The 13496-nt window shown below is 62.9% G+C and carries 12 protein-coding genes; 8 read left to right on the top strand and 4 right to left on the bottom strand.

Annotated elements, in window-relative coordinates:
- Positions 1–150 precede the first annotated feature (150 nt).
- The 8 genes from ccoG to LOY35_RS09220 all read left to right on the top strand — a co-directional run bounded on the left by ccoG (position 151) and on the right by LOY35_RS09220 (position 8708).
- A complete protein-coding gene (gene ccoG, locus LOY35_RS09255; protein ID WP_258632035.1) occupies positions 151–1566 on the top strand; it encodes a cytochrome c oxidase accessory protein CcoG in 1416 nt (471 codons plus the stop codon).
- 11 nt (positions 1567–1577) lie between these two features.
- A complete protein-coding gene (locus LOY35_RS09250) occupies positions 1578–2117 on the top strand; it encodes a FixH family protein (protein ID WP_258632034.1) in 540 nt (179 codons plus the stop codon).
- A gap of 138 nt (positions 2118–2255) precedes the next feature.
- On the top strand, positions 2256–4706 hold the full coding sequence (locus LOY35_RS09245; RefSeq protein ID WP_258632033.1) for a heavy metal translocating P-type ATPase: 2451 nt from the start codon (positions 2256–2258) through the stop codon (positions 4704–4706).
- A 24-nt stretch (positions 4707–4730) separates the two neighbouring features.
- Positions 4731–4949 (top strand): cbb3-type cytochrome oxidase assembly protein CcoS, encoded by a 219-nt coding sequence (gene ccoS / locus LOY35_RS09240; RefSeq protein ID WP_041020485.1) that lies wholly within the window; start codon positions 4731–4733, stop codon positions 4947–4949.
- Positions 4942–5625 carry a sulfite exporter TauE/SafE family protein gene (locus LOY35_RS09235; protein WP_258632032.1) on the top strand — a complete coding sequence of 228 codons (684 nt, stop codon included), beginning with the start codon at positions 4942–4944 and terminating at the stop codon, positions 5623–5625. The genes ccoS and LOY35_RS09235 overlap by 8 nt, the downstream gene beginning before the upstream one ends.
- A 246-nt stretch (positions 5626–5871) precedes the next feature.
- A complete protein-coding gene (hemN, locus tag LOY35_RS09230) occupies positions 5872–7254 on the top strand; it encodes an oxygen-independent coproporphyrinogen III oxidase (protein WP_258632031.1) in 1383 nt (460 codons plus the stop codon).
- A 94-nt stretch (positions 7255–7348) separates the two neighbouring features.
- Positions 7349–8083, top strand: coding sequence for a fumarate/nitrate reduction transcriptional regulator Fnr (gene fnr / locus LOY35_RS09225; RefSeq protein WP_258632030.1), 735 nt, complete (start codon positions 7349–7351; stop codon positions 8081–8083).
- Positions 8084–8159: 76 nt separating this feature from the next.
- Positions 8160–8708, top strand: coding sequence for an adenine phosphoribosyltransferase (locus tag LOY35_RS09220; RefSeq protein ID WP_041020481.1), 549 nt, complete (start codon positions 8160–8162; stop codon positions 8706–8708).
- A gap of 261 nt (positions 8709–8969) precedes the next feature.
- Here the strand turns inward: LOY35_RS09220 and recR are convergent, their stop codons facing one another.
- The 4 genes from recR to dnaX form a co-directional block, all read right to left on the bottom strand.
- Positions 8970–9572 carry a recombination mediator RecR gene (gene recR / locus LOY35_RS09215; protein WP_041020490.1) on the bottom strand — a complete coding sequence of 201 codons (603 nt, stop codon included), beginning with the start codon at positions 9570–9572 and terminating at the stop codon, positions 8970–8972.
- Positions 9573–9638: 66 nt separating this feature from the next.
- On the bottom strand, positions 9639–10673 hold the full coding sequence (locus LOY35_RS09210) for an NADP-dependent oxidoreductase (RefSeq protein ID WP_258632029.1): 1035 nt from the start codon (positions 10671–10673) through the stop codon (positions 9639–9641).
- 258 nt (positions 10674–10931) lie between these two features.
- Entirely contained in the window at positions 10932–11270 is a 339-nt protein-coding gene (locus LOY35_RS09205) for a YbaB/EbfC family nucleoid-associated protein (RefSeq protein ID WP_003183512.1), read from the bottom strand.
- Positions 11271–11333: 63 nt separating this feature from the next.
- Complete coding sequence (gene dnaX / locus LOY35_RS09200; protein WP_258632028.1) at positions 11334–13394, bottom strand: DNA polymerase III subunit gamma/tau; 2061 nt, start codon at positions 13392–13394, stop codon at positions 11334–11336.
- Between the last annotated feature and the right edge of the window lie 102 nt (positions 13395–13496).

The following is a 13496-nucleotide window of genomic DNA, read 5'->3' as shown; positions in this document are numbered from 1 at the left end:
ACACCATTCGACCTTGACTCCCAACGCGACCAAAGGTCGCACCCTTGAGCTAGAGCGACAGGCGTATCATTGCGCCATTGCAGCACCCTTTCTGACCGTGGTCGGCACGTACTGGCCCCGGCACTTTTCCACTGCCGTGGGACGCATTTGATGAGCAACCAGATTCCGGTACATGACGTTACCCCGCCTGCCAAGGACGCCAACAAGAGCGTCGACCTGTATGCCTCTCGGGAAAAAATCTACACCCGCGCCTTCACCGGTCTGTTTCGCAATCTGCGAATGGTCGGCGGAGCCTTTTTGTTCCTGCTGTACTTCGGTACCGTCTGGTTGAACTGGGGCGGTCACCAGGCCGTCTGGTGGAACCTGCCGGAACGCAAATTCTTTATTTTTGGCGCGACTTTCTGGCCCCAGGATTTCATCCTGTTGTCCGGGCTGCTGATCATTGCCGCCTTCGGCCTGTTTTTCATTACGGTCTACGCCGGGCGGGTGTGGTGTGGCTACACCTGCCCGCAGAGCGTGTGGACCTGGATCTTCATGTGGTGCGAAAAAGTCACCGAAGGCGACCGCAACCAGCGCATCAAGCTGGACAAGGCGCCCATGGGGGCCAACAAATTCCTGCGCAAATTCGCCAAGCACAGCCTCTGGCTGCTGATCGGCTTCGTCACCGGCATGACTTTCGTCGGTTACTTCACGCCGATCCGCGAACTGGTGTTCGAGTTCTTTACCGGCGAGGCCGATGGCTGGTCGTATTTCTGGGTCGGTTTCTTCACCCTCGCCACCTATGGCAACGCTGGCTGGCTGCGTGAGCAGGTGTGTATCTACATGTGCCCTTATGCCCGCTTTCAAAGCGTGATGTTCGACAAGGACACGCTGATCGTGTCCTACGACCCACGTCGTGGCGAAGGCCGTGGCCCGCGCAAGAAAGGCGTCGACTACAAAGCCTTGGGCTTGGGTGACTGCATCGATTGCACCATGTGCGTCCAGGTCTGCCCCACCGGGATCGACATCCGCGACGGCCTGCAGATCGAGTGCATCGGCTGCGCCGCCTGCATCGACGCCTGCGACAACATCATGGACAAGATGGATTACCCACGCGGCCTGATCAGCTACACCACCGAACACAACCTGTCGGGGCAGAAAACCCATAAACTGCGCCCGCGCCTGATCGGCTATGCCCTGGTGCTGCTGGCGATGATCAGCCTGCTGGTGACGGCATTCTTCATGCGTTCGCTGGTGGGTTTCGACGTCAGCAAGGACCGCGTGCTGTTCCGCGAAAACGCCGAAGGCCGGATCGAGAACGTCTACAGCCTGAAGATCATGAACAAGGACCAGCGCGATCACACCTATGTGCTGGAGGCCACCGGCCTGCCGGACCTGAAGCTGCAAGGCCGACGGGAAATCAAGGTCGCGGCCGGCGATATCTTCAGCCAGCCGGTGGAGTTGTCCAGCGCACCGGACCAATTGCCGTCGAGCACCAACGAGGTGACCTTCATCCTCAAGGATGCCGATGACGACAGCGTTCATGTCGAAGCCAAGAGCCGGTTCATCGGCCCACAAATTCGTTGAGAGAACTGAACATGCCTGCAGCAACCGCCACCAGTCCTTGGTACAAGCACCTCTGGCCGTGGATCATTATCGGGATCCTGACCTGTTCGGTGACTTTGAGCCTGACGATGGTGACCATTGCGGTGAAGAACCCGGACAACCTGGTCAACGACAACTACTACGAAGCCGGCAAGGGCATCAACCGCTCGCTGGAGCGCGAACTGCTGGCTCAGACCCTGCAGCTGCATGCCAACGTGCAGATGGATGATGTCACTGGTGAGGTGAACCTGCGCCTGAGCGGCAACAGCCGGCCCCAGACCCTGGAGTTGAACCTGATTTCGCCGACCCAGCCGGAGAAGGACCGCAAGATCGTCCTGACCCGCAACGACAGCGAGCCAGGGCGGTACATCGGCCAGTTGACGGACAAGATCGAAGGCCGGCGCTTTGTCGAATTGCTGGGGGTGGAGAACGACAAGACGTGGAGACTGTTCGAAGAAGAGCAAGTCAGCCACGACCAGGCCATCCTGCTGGGCGATGAGCCGCTGCAAGGCGCTGAGGACCTGAAAAGGTAAAGCCTGCGCTTCGCGCATCGCGAGCAGGCTCGCTCCCACAGGTGCCAGGTGTTGTCGAAGCACTTGAATACACCGATGATCCCATGTGGGAGCGAGCCTGCTCGCGATGAGGCCCTCTCTGACACCAGTGATTACCTGATGAATACGCCCCAGCCCTGCTACCACTGCGCCCTGCCCGTCCCCCCCGGCAGCCGCTTCACCGCCGTTGTCCTGGGTGAAACCCGCGAGCTGTGCTGCCCGGGCTGCCAGGCGGTGGCCGAGGCGATTGTCGCCGGCGGGCTGGAGAGTTATTACCAGCATCGCAGCGAAGCATCGGCCAACCCCGAGACCCTGCCTGTCCAATTGACCGATGAGCTGGCGCTGTATGACCGCCCCGACATGCAGCAATCGTTCGTGCGCCACGAAGGCGAGCTGGCCGAAACCACCCTGTTGATGGAAGGCATCAGTTGCGCCGCCTGTGGCTGGTTGATCGAAAAACAATTGCGCAGCCTGCCGGCCGTGGCCGAAGCACGGTTGAACCTGTCCAACCATCGCTTGCAAGTGCGCTGGGCCGACGCTGAACTGCCGCTGAGCACCCTGCTCGCCGAATTGCGCCAGATCGGCTACGTCGCCCATCCGTATCAGGCCGACCAGGCCAGCGAGCAACTGGCCGCGCAAAACCGCCTGGCCCTGCGTCAACTGGGCGTGGCCGGGTTGCTGTGGTTCCAGGCAATGATGGCGACCATGGCGACATGGCCGGAATTCAATATCGACCTGAGCCCGGAGATGCACACCATCCTGCGCTGGGTTGCGCTGTTTCTCACCACCCCCATCGTTTTCTATAGCTGCGCGCCTTTCTTCAAAGGTGCGATGCGCGACCTGCGCACACGCCACCTGACCATGGACGTTTCCGTGTCCCTGGCTATCGGCAGTGCCTATATCGCCGGGATCTGGACCTCTGTCACCGGCGTGGGCGAGCTGTATTTCGACGCCGTGGGCATGTTCGCGCTGTTCCTGCTGGCGGGCCGCTATCTGGAGCGACGGGCCAGGGAGCGCACCGCTGCGGCCACCGCGCAACTGGTCAATCTGTTGCCGGCCTCGTGTTTACGTCTGGCAAGCGACGGCCAGAGCGAACGCATCCTGCTCAGCGAGTTGCGAACCGGCGACCGGGTCCTGGTGCATCCAGGGTCGGTGCTGCCGGCTGACGGCAGGATCCTCGACGGCCAGTCCAGCATCGACGAGTCCCTGCTGACCGGTGAATACCTGCCGCAGCCCCGCCAGACAGGCGATGCGGTTACCGCCGGCACGTTGAACGTCGAAGGTGCCTTGACCGTCGAGGTGCAGGCATTGGGACAAGACACCCGCCTGTCCGCCATCGTGCGACTGCTGGAGCGAGCCCAGGCCGAAAAGCCGCGCCTGGCGGAAATCGCCGACCGCGCGGCCCAATGGTTCCTGCTGTTTTCCCTGATCGCCGCAGCTGCCATCGGTCTGTTGTGGTGGCAGCTGGATGCGTCCCGCGCCTTCTGGATTGTCCTGTCGATGCTGGTCGCCACTTGTCCTTGCGCGTTGTCCCTCGCCACGCCGACCGCGCTCACTGCCGCCACCGGCACCCTGCACAAGCTCGGTCTGCTGCTGACTCGGGGTCACGTGCTGGAAGGCCTGAACCAGATCGATACGGTGATTTTCGACAAGACCGGCACCCTCACCGAAGGTCGCCTGGCCTTGCGCGCCATTCGCCCCTTGGCAGGCCTCGACAGCGATCAGTGCCTGGCGCTGGCCGCTGCCTTGGAAAACCGCTCCGAACACCCCATTGCACGGGCCTTTGGCCGCGCACCATTGGCCGCCGAGCAGGTACAGAGCACACCCGGGTTGGGGCTGGAAGGCCAAGTGGGCGAACAGCGCCTGCGTATCGGCCAACCCGGCTTTGTCTGCGAGTTGAGCCGCGCGGCCACACCGCCGATGCCGGACGAGCCCGGCCAATGGCTGCTGTTGGGCGATACCCGCGGGCCCCTGGCCTGGTTCGTCCTCGACGACCGTCTGCGCGCCGATGCCCCGGCCTTGCTGGCGGCCTGCAAGGCGCGCGGCTGGCGAACGCTCCTGCTGTCGGGCGACAGTTCGCCGATGGTGTCCAGCGTCGCCACCGAACTGGGTATCGATGAGGCCCGGGGCGGTCTGCGTCCGGATGACAAACTGGCGGTGCTACAGCAGTTGCATCGGCAAGGCCGCAAGGTGCTGATGCTCGGCGACGGGGTCAACGATGTGCCGGTGCTGGCGGCAGCGGACATCAGTGTTGCCATGGGCTCGGCCACCGACCTGGCCAAGACCAGCGCCGACGCCGTGTTGTTGTCCAACCGCCTCGATGCCTTGATCCACGCCTTCGACCTGGCCCGGCGCACCCGTCGGGTGATCATCGAGAACCTGGTGTGGGCGGCGCTGTACAATGGCCTCATGTTGCCGTTCGCCGCCCTCGGCTGGATTACCCCGGTGTGGGCCGCGGTCGGCATGTCCATCAGTTCGTTGACCGTGGTGTTGAATGCGCTGAGGCTGACTCGCCAGCCCAAGCTGCAGGTTTTCGACGCCACGCCCGATACCCGCCCGTTGCCGGCCTGAGCCGCGCGGGCCTGGAGTTCCGAGATGCCTGCTCTCTACGTGATGATCCCGGCCGCGCTGCTGATCGTGGCCATCGCCGTGTACATTTTCTTCTGGGCCGTGGACAGCGGCCAGTACGACGACCTCGACGGCCCGGCCCACAGCATCCTGTTCGATGATCAGGATCCCAATCACAAGGCCGCCGTGGACGAAGCCGACGGCCAAACCCAGCGACCGGACGACAAGGCCCCACCCCATGCTTGATCTGGCGCCTTTATTGGTTTCGGCGGTGATCCTCGGCCTGCTGGGCGGTGGCCATTGCCTGGGCATGTGCGGCGGCCTGATGGGCGCCCTCACCCTGGCGATCCCCAAAGAACAACGCAGCCGGCGCTTCCGGCTGTTGCTGGCGTACAACCTGGGACGAATCCTCAGCTATGCCACTGCCGGCCTGTTGATCGGCCTGGCCGGCTGGGCAGTCGCCAACAGCCCGGCGGCGATGATCATGCGGGTCCTGGCCGGGTTGCTGCTGATCGCCATGGGCCTGTACCTGGCGGGCTGGTGGAGCGGGCTGACCCGCATTGAAGGCGTCGGCCGGGGCTTGTGGCGACATATCCAACCGGTCGCCAACCGCTTGCTGCCCGTGTCGAGCCTGCCCCGGGCCTTGCTGCTTGGCGCGCTGTGGGGCTGGTTGCCCTGCGGCCTGGTCTACAGCACCCTGCTGTGGTCCGCCAGTCAGGGCAACGCCGTGGACAGCGCGTTGTTGATGCTGGCTTTCGGCCTCGGCACCTGGCCGGTACTGCTCGCCACCGGCCTGGCCGCCGAACGCGTCACCGCCCTGCTGCGCAAACGCAGCGTGCGCATGGCCGGCGGCCTGCTGGTGATTGTTTTCGGTATCTGGACCTTACCGGGGCCGCACCAGCATTGGCTCATGGGACATTGACCGGCACTCCCTGTCACTGCCACCTGTGGGAGCCGAGCTTGCTCGCGATAAGGGCGGCACCATCAATATTAAATTGACTGACCCACCGCTATCGCGAGCAAGCTCGGCTCCCACAAGTTGTACTCCACACCTTGCACCCATCCACCAGGGTCTTGAACAGCACTCCCCCGTTGACGCAAGTCAACACGCTCCAACGTCCACCCCCCTAGACTCGCGCCCATGCCAGCCTATCCGGGGAACGCCCGCATGCTCGACGCCATTCGTTGGGACTCTGACCTGATCCGCCGCTACGACGTAGCGGGGCCTCGCTACACCTCGTACCCGACTGCGGCGCAGTTTGCCGGCCAGGTCGGCACCTTCGACCTGTTCCACGCCCTGCGCGACAGCCGCAAGGCCATGCAGCCGCTGTCGCTGTATGTGCACGTGCCGTTCTGCGCGAACATCTGCTACTACTGCGCCTGCAACAAGGTCATCACCAAGGACCGAGGTCGCGCCCATGCCTACCTGCAACGTCTGGAACAGGAAATCCAGCTGATCGGCTGCCACCTGGACCCGGCCCAGCGCGTGGAACAGTTGCACCTGGGGGGTGGCACCCCGACCTTCCTCAGCCATGACGAGTTGCGCCAGTTGATGGCCACGCTGCGCAAGCATTTCAACCTGCTGGATGACGACTCCGGTGACTACGGCATCGAAATCGATCCCCGGGAAGCCGACTGGTCGACCATGGGTCTGTTGCGGGAACTGGGCTTCAACCGGGTCAGCATCGGCGTGCAAGACCTCGATCCGGCCGTGCAGCGCGCCGTCAACCGCTTCCAGAGCCTGGAGGAAACCCGTGCGGTGCTCGAAGCCGCCCGGACGTTGCAGTTCCGCTCGATCAACATCGACCTGATCTACGGCCTGCCCAAGCAGACCCCGGACAACTTCGCCCGCACCGTTGCAGAAGTCATCGACCTGCAACCGGATCGTCTTTCAGTGTTCAACTACGCTCACCTGCCGGAGCGCTTCATGCCCCAACGGCGCCTCAACAGCCAGGACCTGCCGAACCCGGAGCAGAAACTGGCGATGCTGCAAGGCACCATCGAACAACTGACCACCGCCGGCTACCGCTACATCGGCATGGATCACTTCGCCCTGCCCGACGACGACCTGGCCATCGCCCAGGAAGAGGCCACCCTGCAACGCAACTTCCAAGGCTATACCACCCACGGGCATTGCGATCTGATCGGCCTCGGCGTGTCGGCCATCAGCCTGATCGGTGACCTGTACTGCCAGAACAGCAGCGATCTGAACCAGTACCAGAACATCCTTGCCGACGGCCAACTGGCGACCAGTCGCGGGCTGGTGTGCAATGCCGACGACCGACTGCGGCGGGCGGTGATCCAGCAATTGATCTGCCATTTCAACCTGGCCTTCGCCGAAATCGAGCAAGCCTTCAATATCGATTTCCAGGGCTATTTCGCGGCGTTGTGGCCGCAGTTGCAGGCCATGGCCGAGGACGGACTGATCGAGCTGGATAATACCCACATAAAAATATTGCCTGCCGGGCGCCTGCTGGTGCGCTCGGTATGCTTGGTGTTCGATGCCTATCTGGAGCAGCAAAACCGGCAACGCTTCTCCCGCGTCATCTGAGCGCGACAATTTGACGACGAACGCGCACTGGCCCGGGCTCCAGAGCTAGGTTACCCTTACGCTTTATGTGTGTTTTCCCACAAGGATTAAAGAAATGTCCGAGCCAGTCAAACTGCGCGCCCACAGCCAGGCCCATTGCAAGGATTGCAGCCTGGCCCCTCTCTGCCTGCCATTGTCGCTGAACCTGGAGGACATGGACTCGCTGGATGAAATCGTCAAACGGGGCCGCCCGTTGAAAAAAGGTGAGTTCCTGTTTCGCCAGGGCGACACCTTCGATTCCGTCTATGCCGTGCGCTCGGGCGCGTTGAAAACCTTCAACCTGAGCGACAGCGGCGAAGAGCAACTCACCGGTTTTCATCTGCCCAGCGAGCTGGTGGGACTGTCCGGCATGGACACCGAAAGCCATCCGGTCTCGGCCCAGGCGCTGGAAACCACCTCGGTGTGCGAGATTCCCTTCGACCGTCTCGACGAACTCGCGCTGCAACTTCCGCAGTTGCGCCGCCAGTTGATGCGAGTGATGAGCCGGGAGATCCGTGACGATCAGCAGATGATGCTGCTGCTCTCGAAAAAGACCGCCGACGAACGCATCGCGACCTTCCTGGTCAACCTCTCCGCCCGCTTCCGTGCCCGTGGTTTCTCGGCCAACCAGTTCCGCCTGAGCATGTCGCGCAATGAAATCGGCAACTACCTGGGCCTGGCCGTGGAGACCGTATCCCGGGTGTTCACCCGTTTCCAGCAGAATGAGTTGATCGCCGCCGAAGGCAAGGAAATCCACATCCTCGACCCGATCCAGCTCTGCGCCCTGGCCGGCGGCTCGATCGAAAGCTGATGAACGTGCGCGGCTGAGGGATTCCCCTGGCCGCGCTATACTGCCGCGTTTGCAGCCCTGCCAGGACACTTCGACGATGGTCTTCGATTCCTTCGACATCAAATCCCTGATCCGCCCCGTAATCGACTTCCCCAAACCCGGCGTGATCTTTCGCGACATTACCCCGCTGTTCCAGTCCCCCACGGCCCTGCGGCTGGTGATGGACAGCTTCGCCCACCGCTATGTCGAGGCCGAGTTCACCCACATCGGCGCGATGGATGCCCGGGGCTTCCTGATCGGTTCGATCCTTGCCTACCAGTTGAACAAGCCGCTGGTATTGTTCCGCAAGCAAGGCAAGCTGCCGGCCGATGTGCTGGCCGAGGGTTACCAGACCGAATACGGCGAAGCCTTCCTGGAAGTGCACGCCGACAGCCTGTGCGAGGGCGATTCGGTGGTGATGTTCGATGACCTGATCGCCACCGGCGGCACGCTGATCGCGGCCGCCAACCTGATCCGGCGCATGGGCGCCAAGGTCCATGAAGCGGCGGCGATCATCGACTTGCCGGAATTGCTGGGCTCCCAGCGGCTGGAAGACATGGGGATCCCGACGTTCTGCCTGACGCAGTTCTCCCTGAGCGAACGATAACTGCCCGGCCATCGTCGGATCTGTGGGAGCGGGCTTGCTCGCGAAAGCGGTGCATCAGTCACATTATCGCTAACTGACTTACCGCTATCGCGAGCAGGCTCGCTCCCACGGGGGTTGTGTTCGACCGCCAAATACCAAAGCTACCGCCGACCAATGTGGGAGCGAGCCTGCTCGCGATAGCGGAGTATCAGTCACATGATTTATTGACGGGTACACCGCTTTCGCGAGCAAGCCCGCTCCCACAGGGTTTCTCGGCGACTGTTACAACGTAATCGGCTTACGCCCGGCAAACGAGTGCGCCAGCGTCCCGCCATCGACCAGCTCCAGCTCGCCCCCCAGTGGCACGCCGTGGGCGATGCGGGAGGCGACCAGGCCTTTGTTGCTCAACAGCTGGGCGATGTAGTGGGCGGTGGCTTCGCCTTCTACCGTCGGGTTGGTGGCGAGGATGACTTCGGTGAAAGTCCCCGCTTCTTCGATCCGCGCCATCAACTCGGGAATGCCGATGGCCTCCGGCCCCAGACCGTCGAGGGGCGATAGATGGCCCTTGAGCACGAAATACCGCCCACGGAAACCGGTCTGTTCCACCGCATACACGTCCATCGGCCCTTCCACGACGCACAGCAGCGTGTCGTCCCGACGCGAATCGGCACATTGCGGGCACAGGTCGTCTTCGGTCAGGGTCCGGCATAAACGGCAATGCCCGACCCCTTCCATGGCCTGGCTCAGGGCCTGGGCCAGGCGCGAACCGCCGCTGCGATCACGCTCGAGCAATTGCAACGCCATGCGCTGGGCAGTTTTCTGACCTACACCCGGCAAGGTTCGCAGGGCATCGATCAGTTGGCGAATCAAAGGGCTGAAGCTCATCGAGGAAATGTCCGACATGACAACGAGACGCGGTTTATACCCGCGCCTCTGACCAGCGTCAAATACTCAATCCTGCGCCACCCGCACCACCAGCTTGCCGAAGTTGCGTCCTTCCAGCAGCCCGATAAATGCCTGTGGCGCATTCTCCAGGCCCTCGACCAGGTCTTCGCGGAACTTGACCCGGCCATCACGTACCCACGGCGCCATGGCGCTGAGGAATTCCGGCTGACGGTCACCGTAGTCGTCAAACACGATAAACCCCTGCATGCGCACCCGCTTGGTCAATAAGGTGCGCTGCAATTGCGGTAAGCGATCCGGCCCGCTCGGGGCCTGTTGATCGTTGTAGGACGCGATCAGCCCACAGAGTGGGACACGGGCCTTGGCGTTGAGCAGCGGCACCACCGCGTCGAAGACCTTGCCGCCGACGTTTTCGTAATAGATGTCGATGCCTTTGTCGCACGCCCGCGCCAACTCTTCGGCAAAGTGCTCGCTCTTGTGGTCGATGCACGCGTCGAATCCCAACTCATCGACCACGTATTGGCATTTCTCGCGGCCGCCAGCCACCCCGACGACCCGCAGCCCCTTGATCTTCGCCACCTGGCCGACCACGGACCCCACGGCACCCGAGGCGGCGGCCACCACCAGGGTTTCACCGGCCTTGGGTTGGCCGATGTCCATCAGCCCCATGTAGGCGGTCATGCCTGGCATGCCCAGCACTCCCAAGGCCATCGACGGGCTGGGCAGCCCGGATGGAATGGGGGTGACGTTGCGGCCATCGCTGATGCTGTGGCTCTGCCAACCCGTGACACCCACTACCAGATCACCCTCGTGGAATTTCGGGTGCCTCGAACGCACCACGCGACTGACAGCTCCGCCGGTCATTACCTCATCGATTTCCACCGGCGCAGCGTAGGAAGGCGCATCGCTCATGCGTCCGCGCATGTAGGGATCCAGGGACAGGAACAATGTCTTGAGCAGGATCTGCCCGTCCGCCAGCTCCGGCAGGGTCACTTGCTCAACGCGGAAATTCTCCGCGGTGGGAGCGCCCTTGGGACGGGAAGCGAGGACGATGCGCTGGTTGGAGGTCGATGCTTGTGACATGGAAACGTCTCCTTGATCGTTGAATGGGCACGTATAGGGAGCAGACCATTGCCTGGGGTCGGGCGTTCGATGTTTATCGCTGTAGGAGCAAGGCTTGCCCGCGATGAAGTCAACGCGGTCTTTCAGGAGGCCCCGGCGCCTATCGCGAGCAAGCTTTGCTCCCACAAGTGTTCCGTCATCACAGCCATGCACCAGAAACAAAAATGCCAGGCGCGATGCCTGGCATTGGGTGTAGCCCATCCCGACCGGGATGGCGAATCAGAACGGCAGCTTCATGCCCGGCGGCAGTTGCATGCCGGCGGTCATGCCGGACATTTTGTCCTGGCTGTTGGCTTCGATCTTGCGCACCGCGTCATTGACGGCGGCGGCGAACAGGGCTTCGAGCATTTCCTTGTCGTCTTCGCTCAGGCCTTCGACCACGCTCGGGTCGATGCTGACGCGCTTGATGTCGTGGCGACCGGTCATGACCACGGTCACCATGTCACCGCCGGACTTGCCGGTGACTTCGGCGTTGGCCAGTTCTTCCTGCATCTTGGCCATTTTTTCCTGCATCTGCTGCGCCTGCTTCATCAGGCCGGCCATGCCACCTTTCATCATGGGAATCACCTCGAAAGTACTTGGATAAACATCGCGCCCGGCCTTTCGACCCGGCGCCTTCAATTATGAGCCCTGGGTGACCGGGGCCTCGACAGGTTCGATAGTATCGTGACGAACCACCGCGCCGAACTGTTGCATCATCTGCTGGATGAACGGATCACCGTGGATCGATTCCTCGGCCTCGCGCTGGCGGTCGGCACGACGCCGGGACGCAGCCTGGGCCGGGGTTTCCTGCTCTGGCTTGATCAGCTCGATGCTCAGCGTCAGGGTGCGCTGGTGATACTGGTTCAGCGCATCGTTAAGACGCCGCTGCTGGGTCGCGTTGAACAGGGCGCTGTGGGCCGGGTCCAGGTGCAGCAGCCAGTGGTCGCCTTCCACCGCGATCAGCGTGCAGTTGGCGGCGATGCTACCGGTCATGCCGGTGATCGGCAATTTCGGGAACAGCTCCAGCCATTGCAGGGCCAGCCCGGTGGCCGGCATCGCCGCGGGTTCCGGCTCAGGCTCAGGTGCCGGCTCGGCGGCGTGCTCGCTGGCCAGGTCGTCCAGGTAGCTGTAGGCCGAATCCATGTCCGGCTCGATGTAATCCTCATCCAGCGGAGGCTCGTCGTCCAAGTCCATGCCCGGCGTAGCCACATCGACGTCGGCGGCTGTTGGCTCAGGCATCGGGGCGGCAACCCACTCGGGCGCCTCGGGTACCACGCTGTCGGGCGTCGGCAAGGGCATCGGCGGCAGTTCGGGCTGCTCGGCAACGGTTTCCAGCACAGGCTCAACGACAGGCTGCTGGACGATCTCGGGCTCGACCGGATCGTTCCAGGGCAGATCGATGACGGCCTCGGCAACTGGCTCGGGAGTCGGCTCAGGCATCGGCTCAGGCTCGACGACAGGCGCAGGAGCCGGCGCCACGACGGGCGCCACAGCAGCCGGAGCAGAGGCCGCTGCCGGCGCAACAACCGGCGCGGCAGCCACTGGCTTGGCGGAATCAGCTGTGGCCTGGCTGATCCCCACTGGCTTTAGCGCCTGCCTCGGCGCATCCGCCGTGTCGGCGGGTCGGAACGCCAGCATTCGCAGCAACACCATTTCGAAGCCGCCGCGCGGATCCGGGGCCAGGGGCAGGTCGCGACGACCGATCAGGCCCATCTGGTAATAGAACTGCACGTCTTCGGCGGGCAACGCCTGGGCCAGGGCCAGCACGCGGTCACGGTCGCCATGGCCATTGTCGACGCCGTCAGGCAAAGCCTGGGCGATGGCGACACGGTGCAACACATTGAGGATTTCCGACAGCACGCCGCTCCAGTCCGGCCCCTGTTCGGCCAGGTGGCGCACCGCTTCGAGCAACGCCTTCGCATCGCCGTCGATCAGCGCATGCAGCACGTCATAGACCTGGCCGTGATCGAGGGTACCGAGCATGGCCCGCACATCGGCAGCCATGACCTTGCCTTCACCGAAAGCGATGGCCTGGTCGGTCAGGCTCATGGCGTCACGCATCGAACCGTCGGCCGCGCGGCCCAACAGCCACAGCGCATCGTCTTCGAACGGCACCTTCTCGACACCCAGCACGTGGGTCAGGTGCTCGACGACCCGTTCCGGTGTCATGTTCTTCAGGGAGAACTGCAGGCAGCGGGACAAAATTGTTGCCGGAAGCTTCTGCGGATCGGTGGTCGCCAGGATGAACTTGACGTAGGGCGGCGGCTCCTCAAGTGTTTTGAGCAACGCATTGAAGGAATGGCTGGAGAGCATGTGCACTTCGTCGATCAGGTAGACCTTGAAGCGCCCACGGCTCGGGGCGTACTGCACGTTGTCGAGCAGCTCGCGGGTGTCCTCGACCTTGGTGCGGCTGGCGGCGTCGATCTCGATCAGGTCGACGAAACGGCCTTCGTCGATTTCCCGGCAGACCGAACACTCGCCGCAGGGCGTCGAAGTGATACCGGTTTCACAATTCAGGCACTTGGCGATGATCCGCGCGATGGTAGTCTTGCCCACGCCGCGGGTCCCGGTGAACAGGTAGGCGTGGTGCAGCCGCTGGCTGTCCAAGGCGTTGATCAGAGCCTTGAGCACATGGGTCTGGCCGACCATTTCGCGGAACGAGCGCGGACGCCATTTACGTGCAAGAACCTGATAACTCATCGAAAACCATCGCAACGAAGGAACAGAAGCGGCTAATGCTAGCGGAGCAGGGGCGAAATTGCATCCGGTGCGCCGCTCTAATCTGACTAAGCTTGGAATCAG

The organism is Pseudomonas sp. B21-028 (assembly GCF_024749045.1).
GTDB lineage: Bacteria > Pseudomonadota > Gammaproteobacteria > Pseudomonadales > Pseudomonadaceae > Aquipseudomonas.
This window is presented reverse-complemented; position numbering and strand designations above follow the sequence as displayed.

Excerpts from the sequence above, each read along its gene's own strand:
- ccoG (WP_258632035.1), top strand. The coding sequence starts at position 151 with ATGAGCAACCAGATTCCGGTACATGACGTTACCCCGCCTGCCAAGGAC.
- LOY35_RS09250 (WP_258632034.1), top strand. The coding sequence starts at position 1,578 with ATGCCTGCAGCAACCGCCACCAGTCCTTGGTACAAGCACCTCTGGCCG.
- LOY35_RS09245 (WP_258632033.1), top strand. The coding sequence starts at position 2,256 with ATGAATACGCCCCAGCCCTGCTACCACTGCGCCCTGCCCGTCCCCCCC.
- ccoS (WP_041020485.1), top strand. The coding sequence starts at position 4,731 with ATGCCTGCTCTCTACGTGATGATCCCGGCCGCGCTGCTGATCGTGGCC.
- LOY35_RS09235 (WP_258632032.1), top strand. The coding sequence starts at position 4,942 with ATGCTTGATCTGGCGCCTTTATTGGTTTCGGCGGTGATCCTCGGCCTG.
- hemN (WP_258632031.1), top strand. The coding sequence starts at position 5,872 with ATGCTCGACGCCATTCGTTGGGACTCTGACCTGATCCGCCGCTACGAC.
- fnr (WP_258632030.1), top strand. The coding sequence starts at position 7,349 with ATGTCCGAGCCAGTCAAACTGCGCGCCCACAGCCAGGCCCATTGCAAG.
- LOY35_RS09220 (WP_041020481.1), top strand. The coding sequence starts at position 8,160 with ATGGTCTTCGATTCCTTCGACATCAAATCCCTGATCCGCCCCGTAATC.
- recR (WP_041020490.1), bottom strand. The coding sequence starts at position 9,572 with ATGAGCTTCAGCCCTTTGATTCGCCAACTGATCGATGCCCTGCGAACC.
- LOY35_RS09210 (WP_258632029.1), bottom strand. The coding sequence starts at position 10,673 with ATGTCACAAGCATCGACCTCCAACCAGCGCATCGTCCTCGCTTCCCGT.
- LOY35_RS09205 (WP_003183512.1), bottom strand. The coding sequence starts at position 11,270 with ATGATGAAAGGTGGCATGGCCGGCCTGATGAAGCAGGCGCAGCAGATG.
- dnaX (WP_258632028.1), bottom strand. The coding sequence starts at position 13,394 with ATGAGTTATCAGGTTCTTGCACGTAAATGGCGTCCGCGCTCGTTCCGC.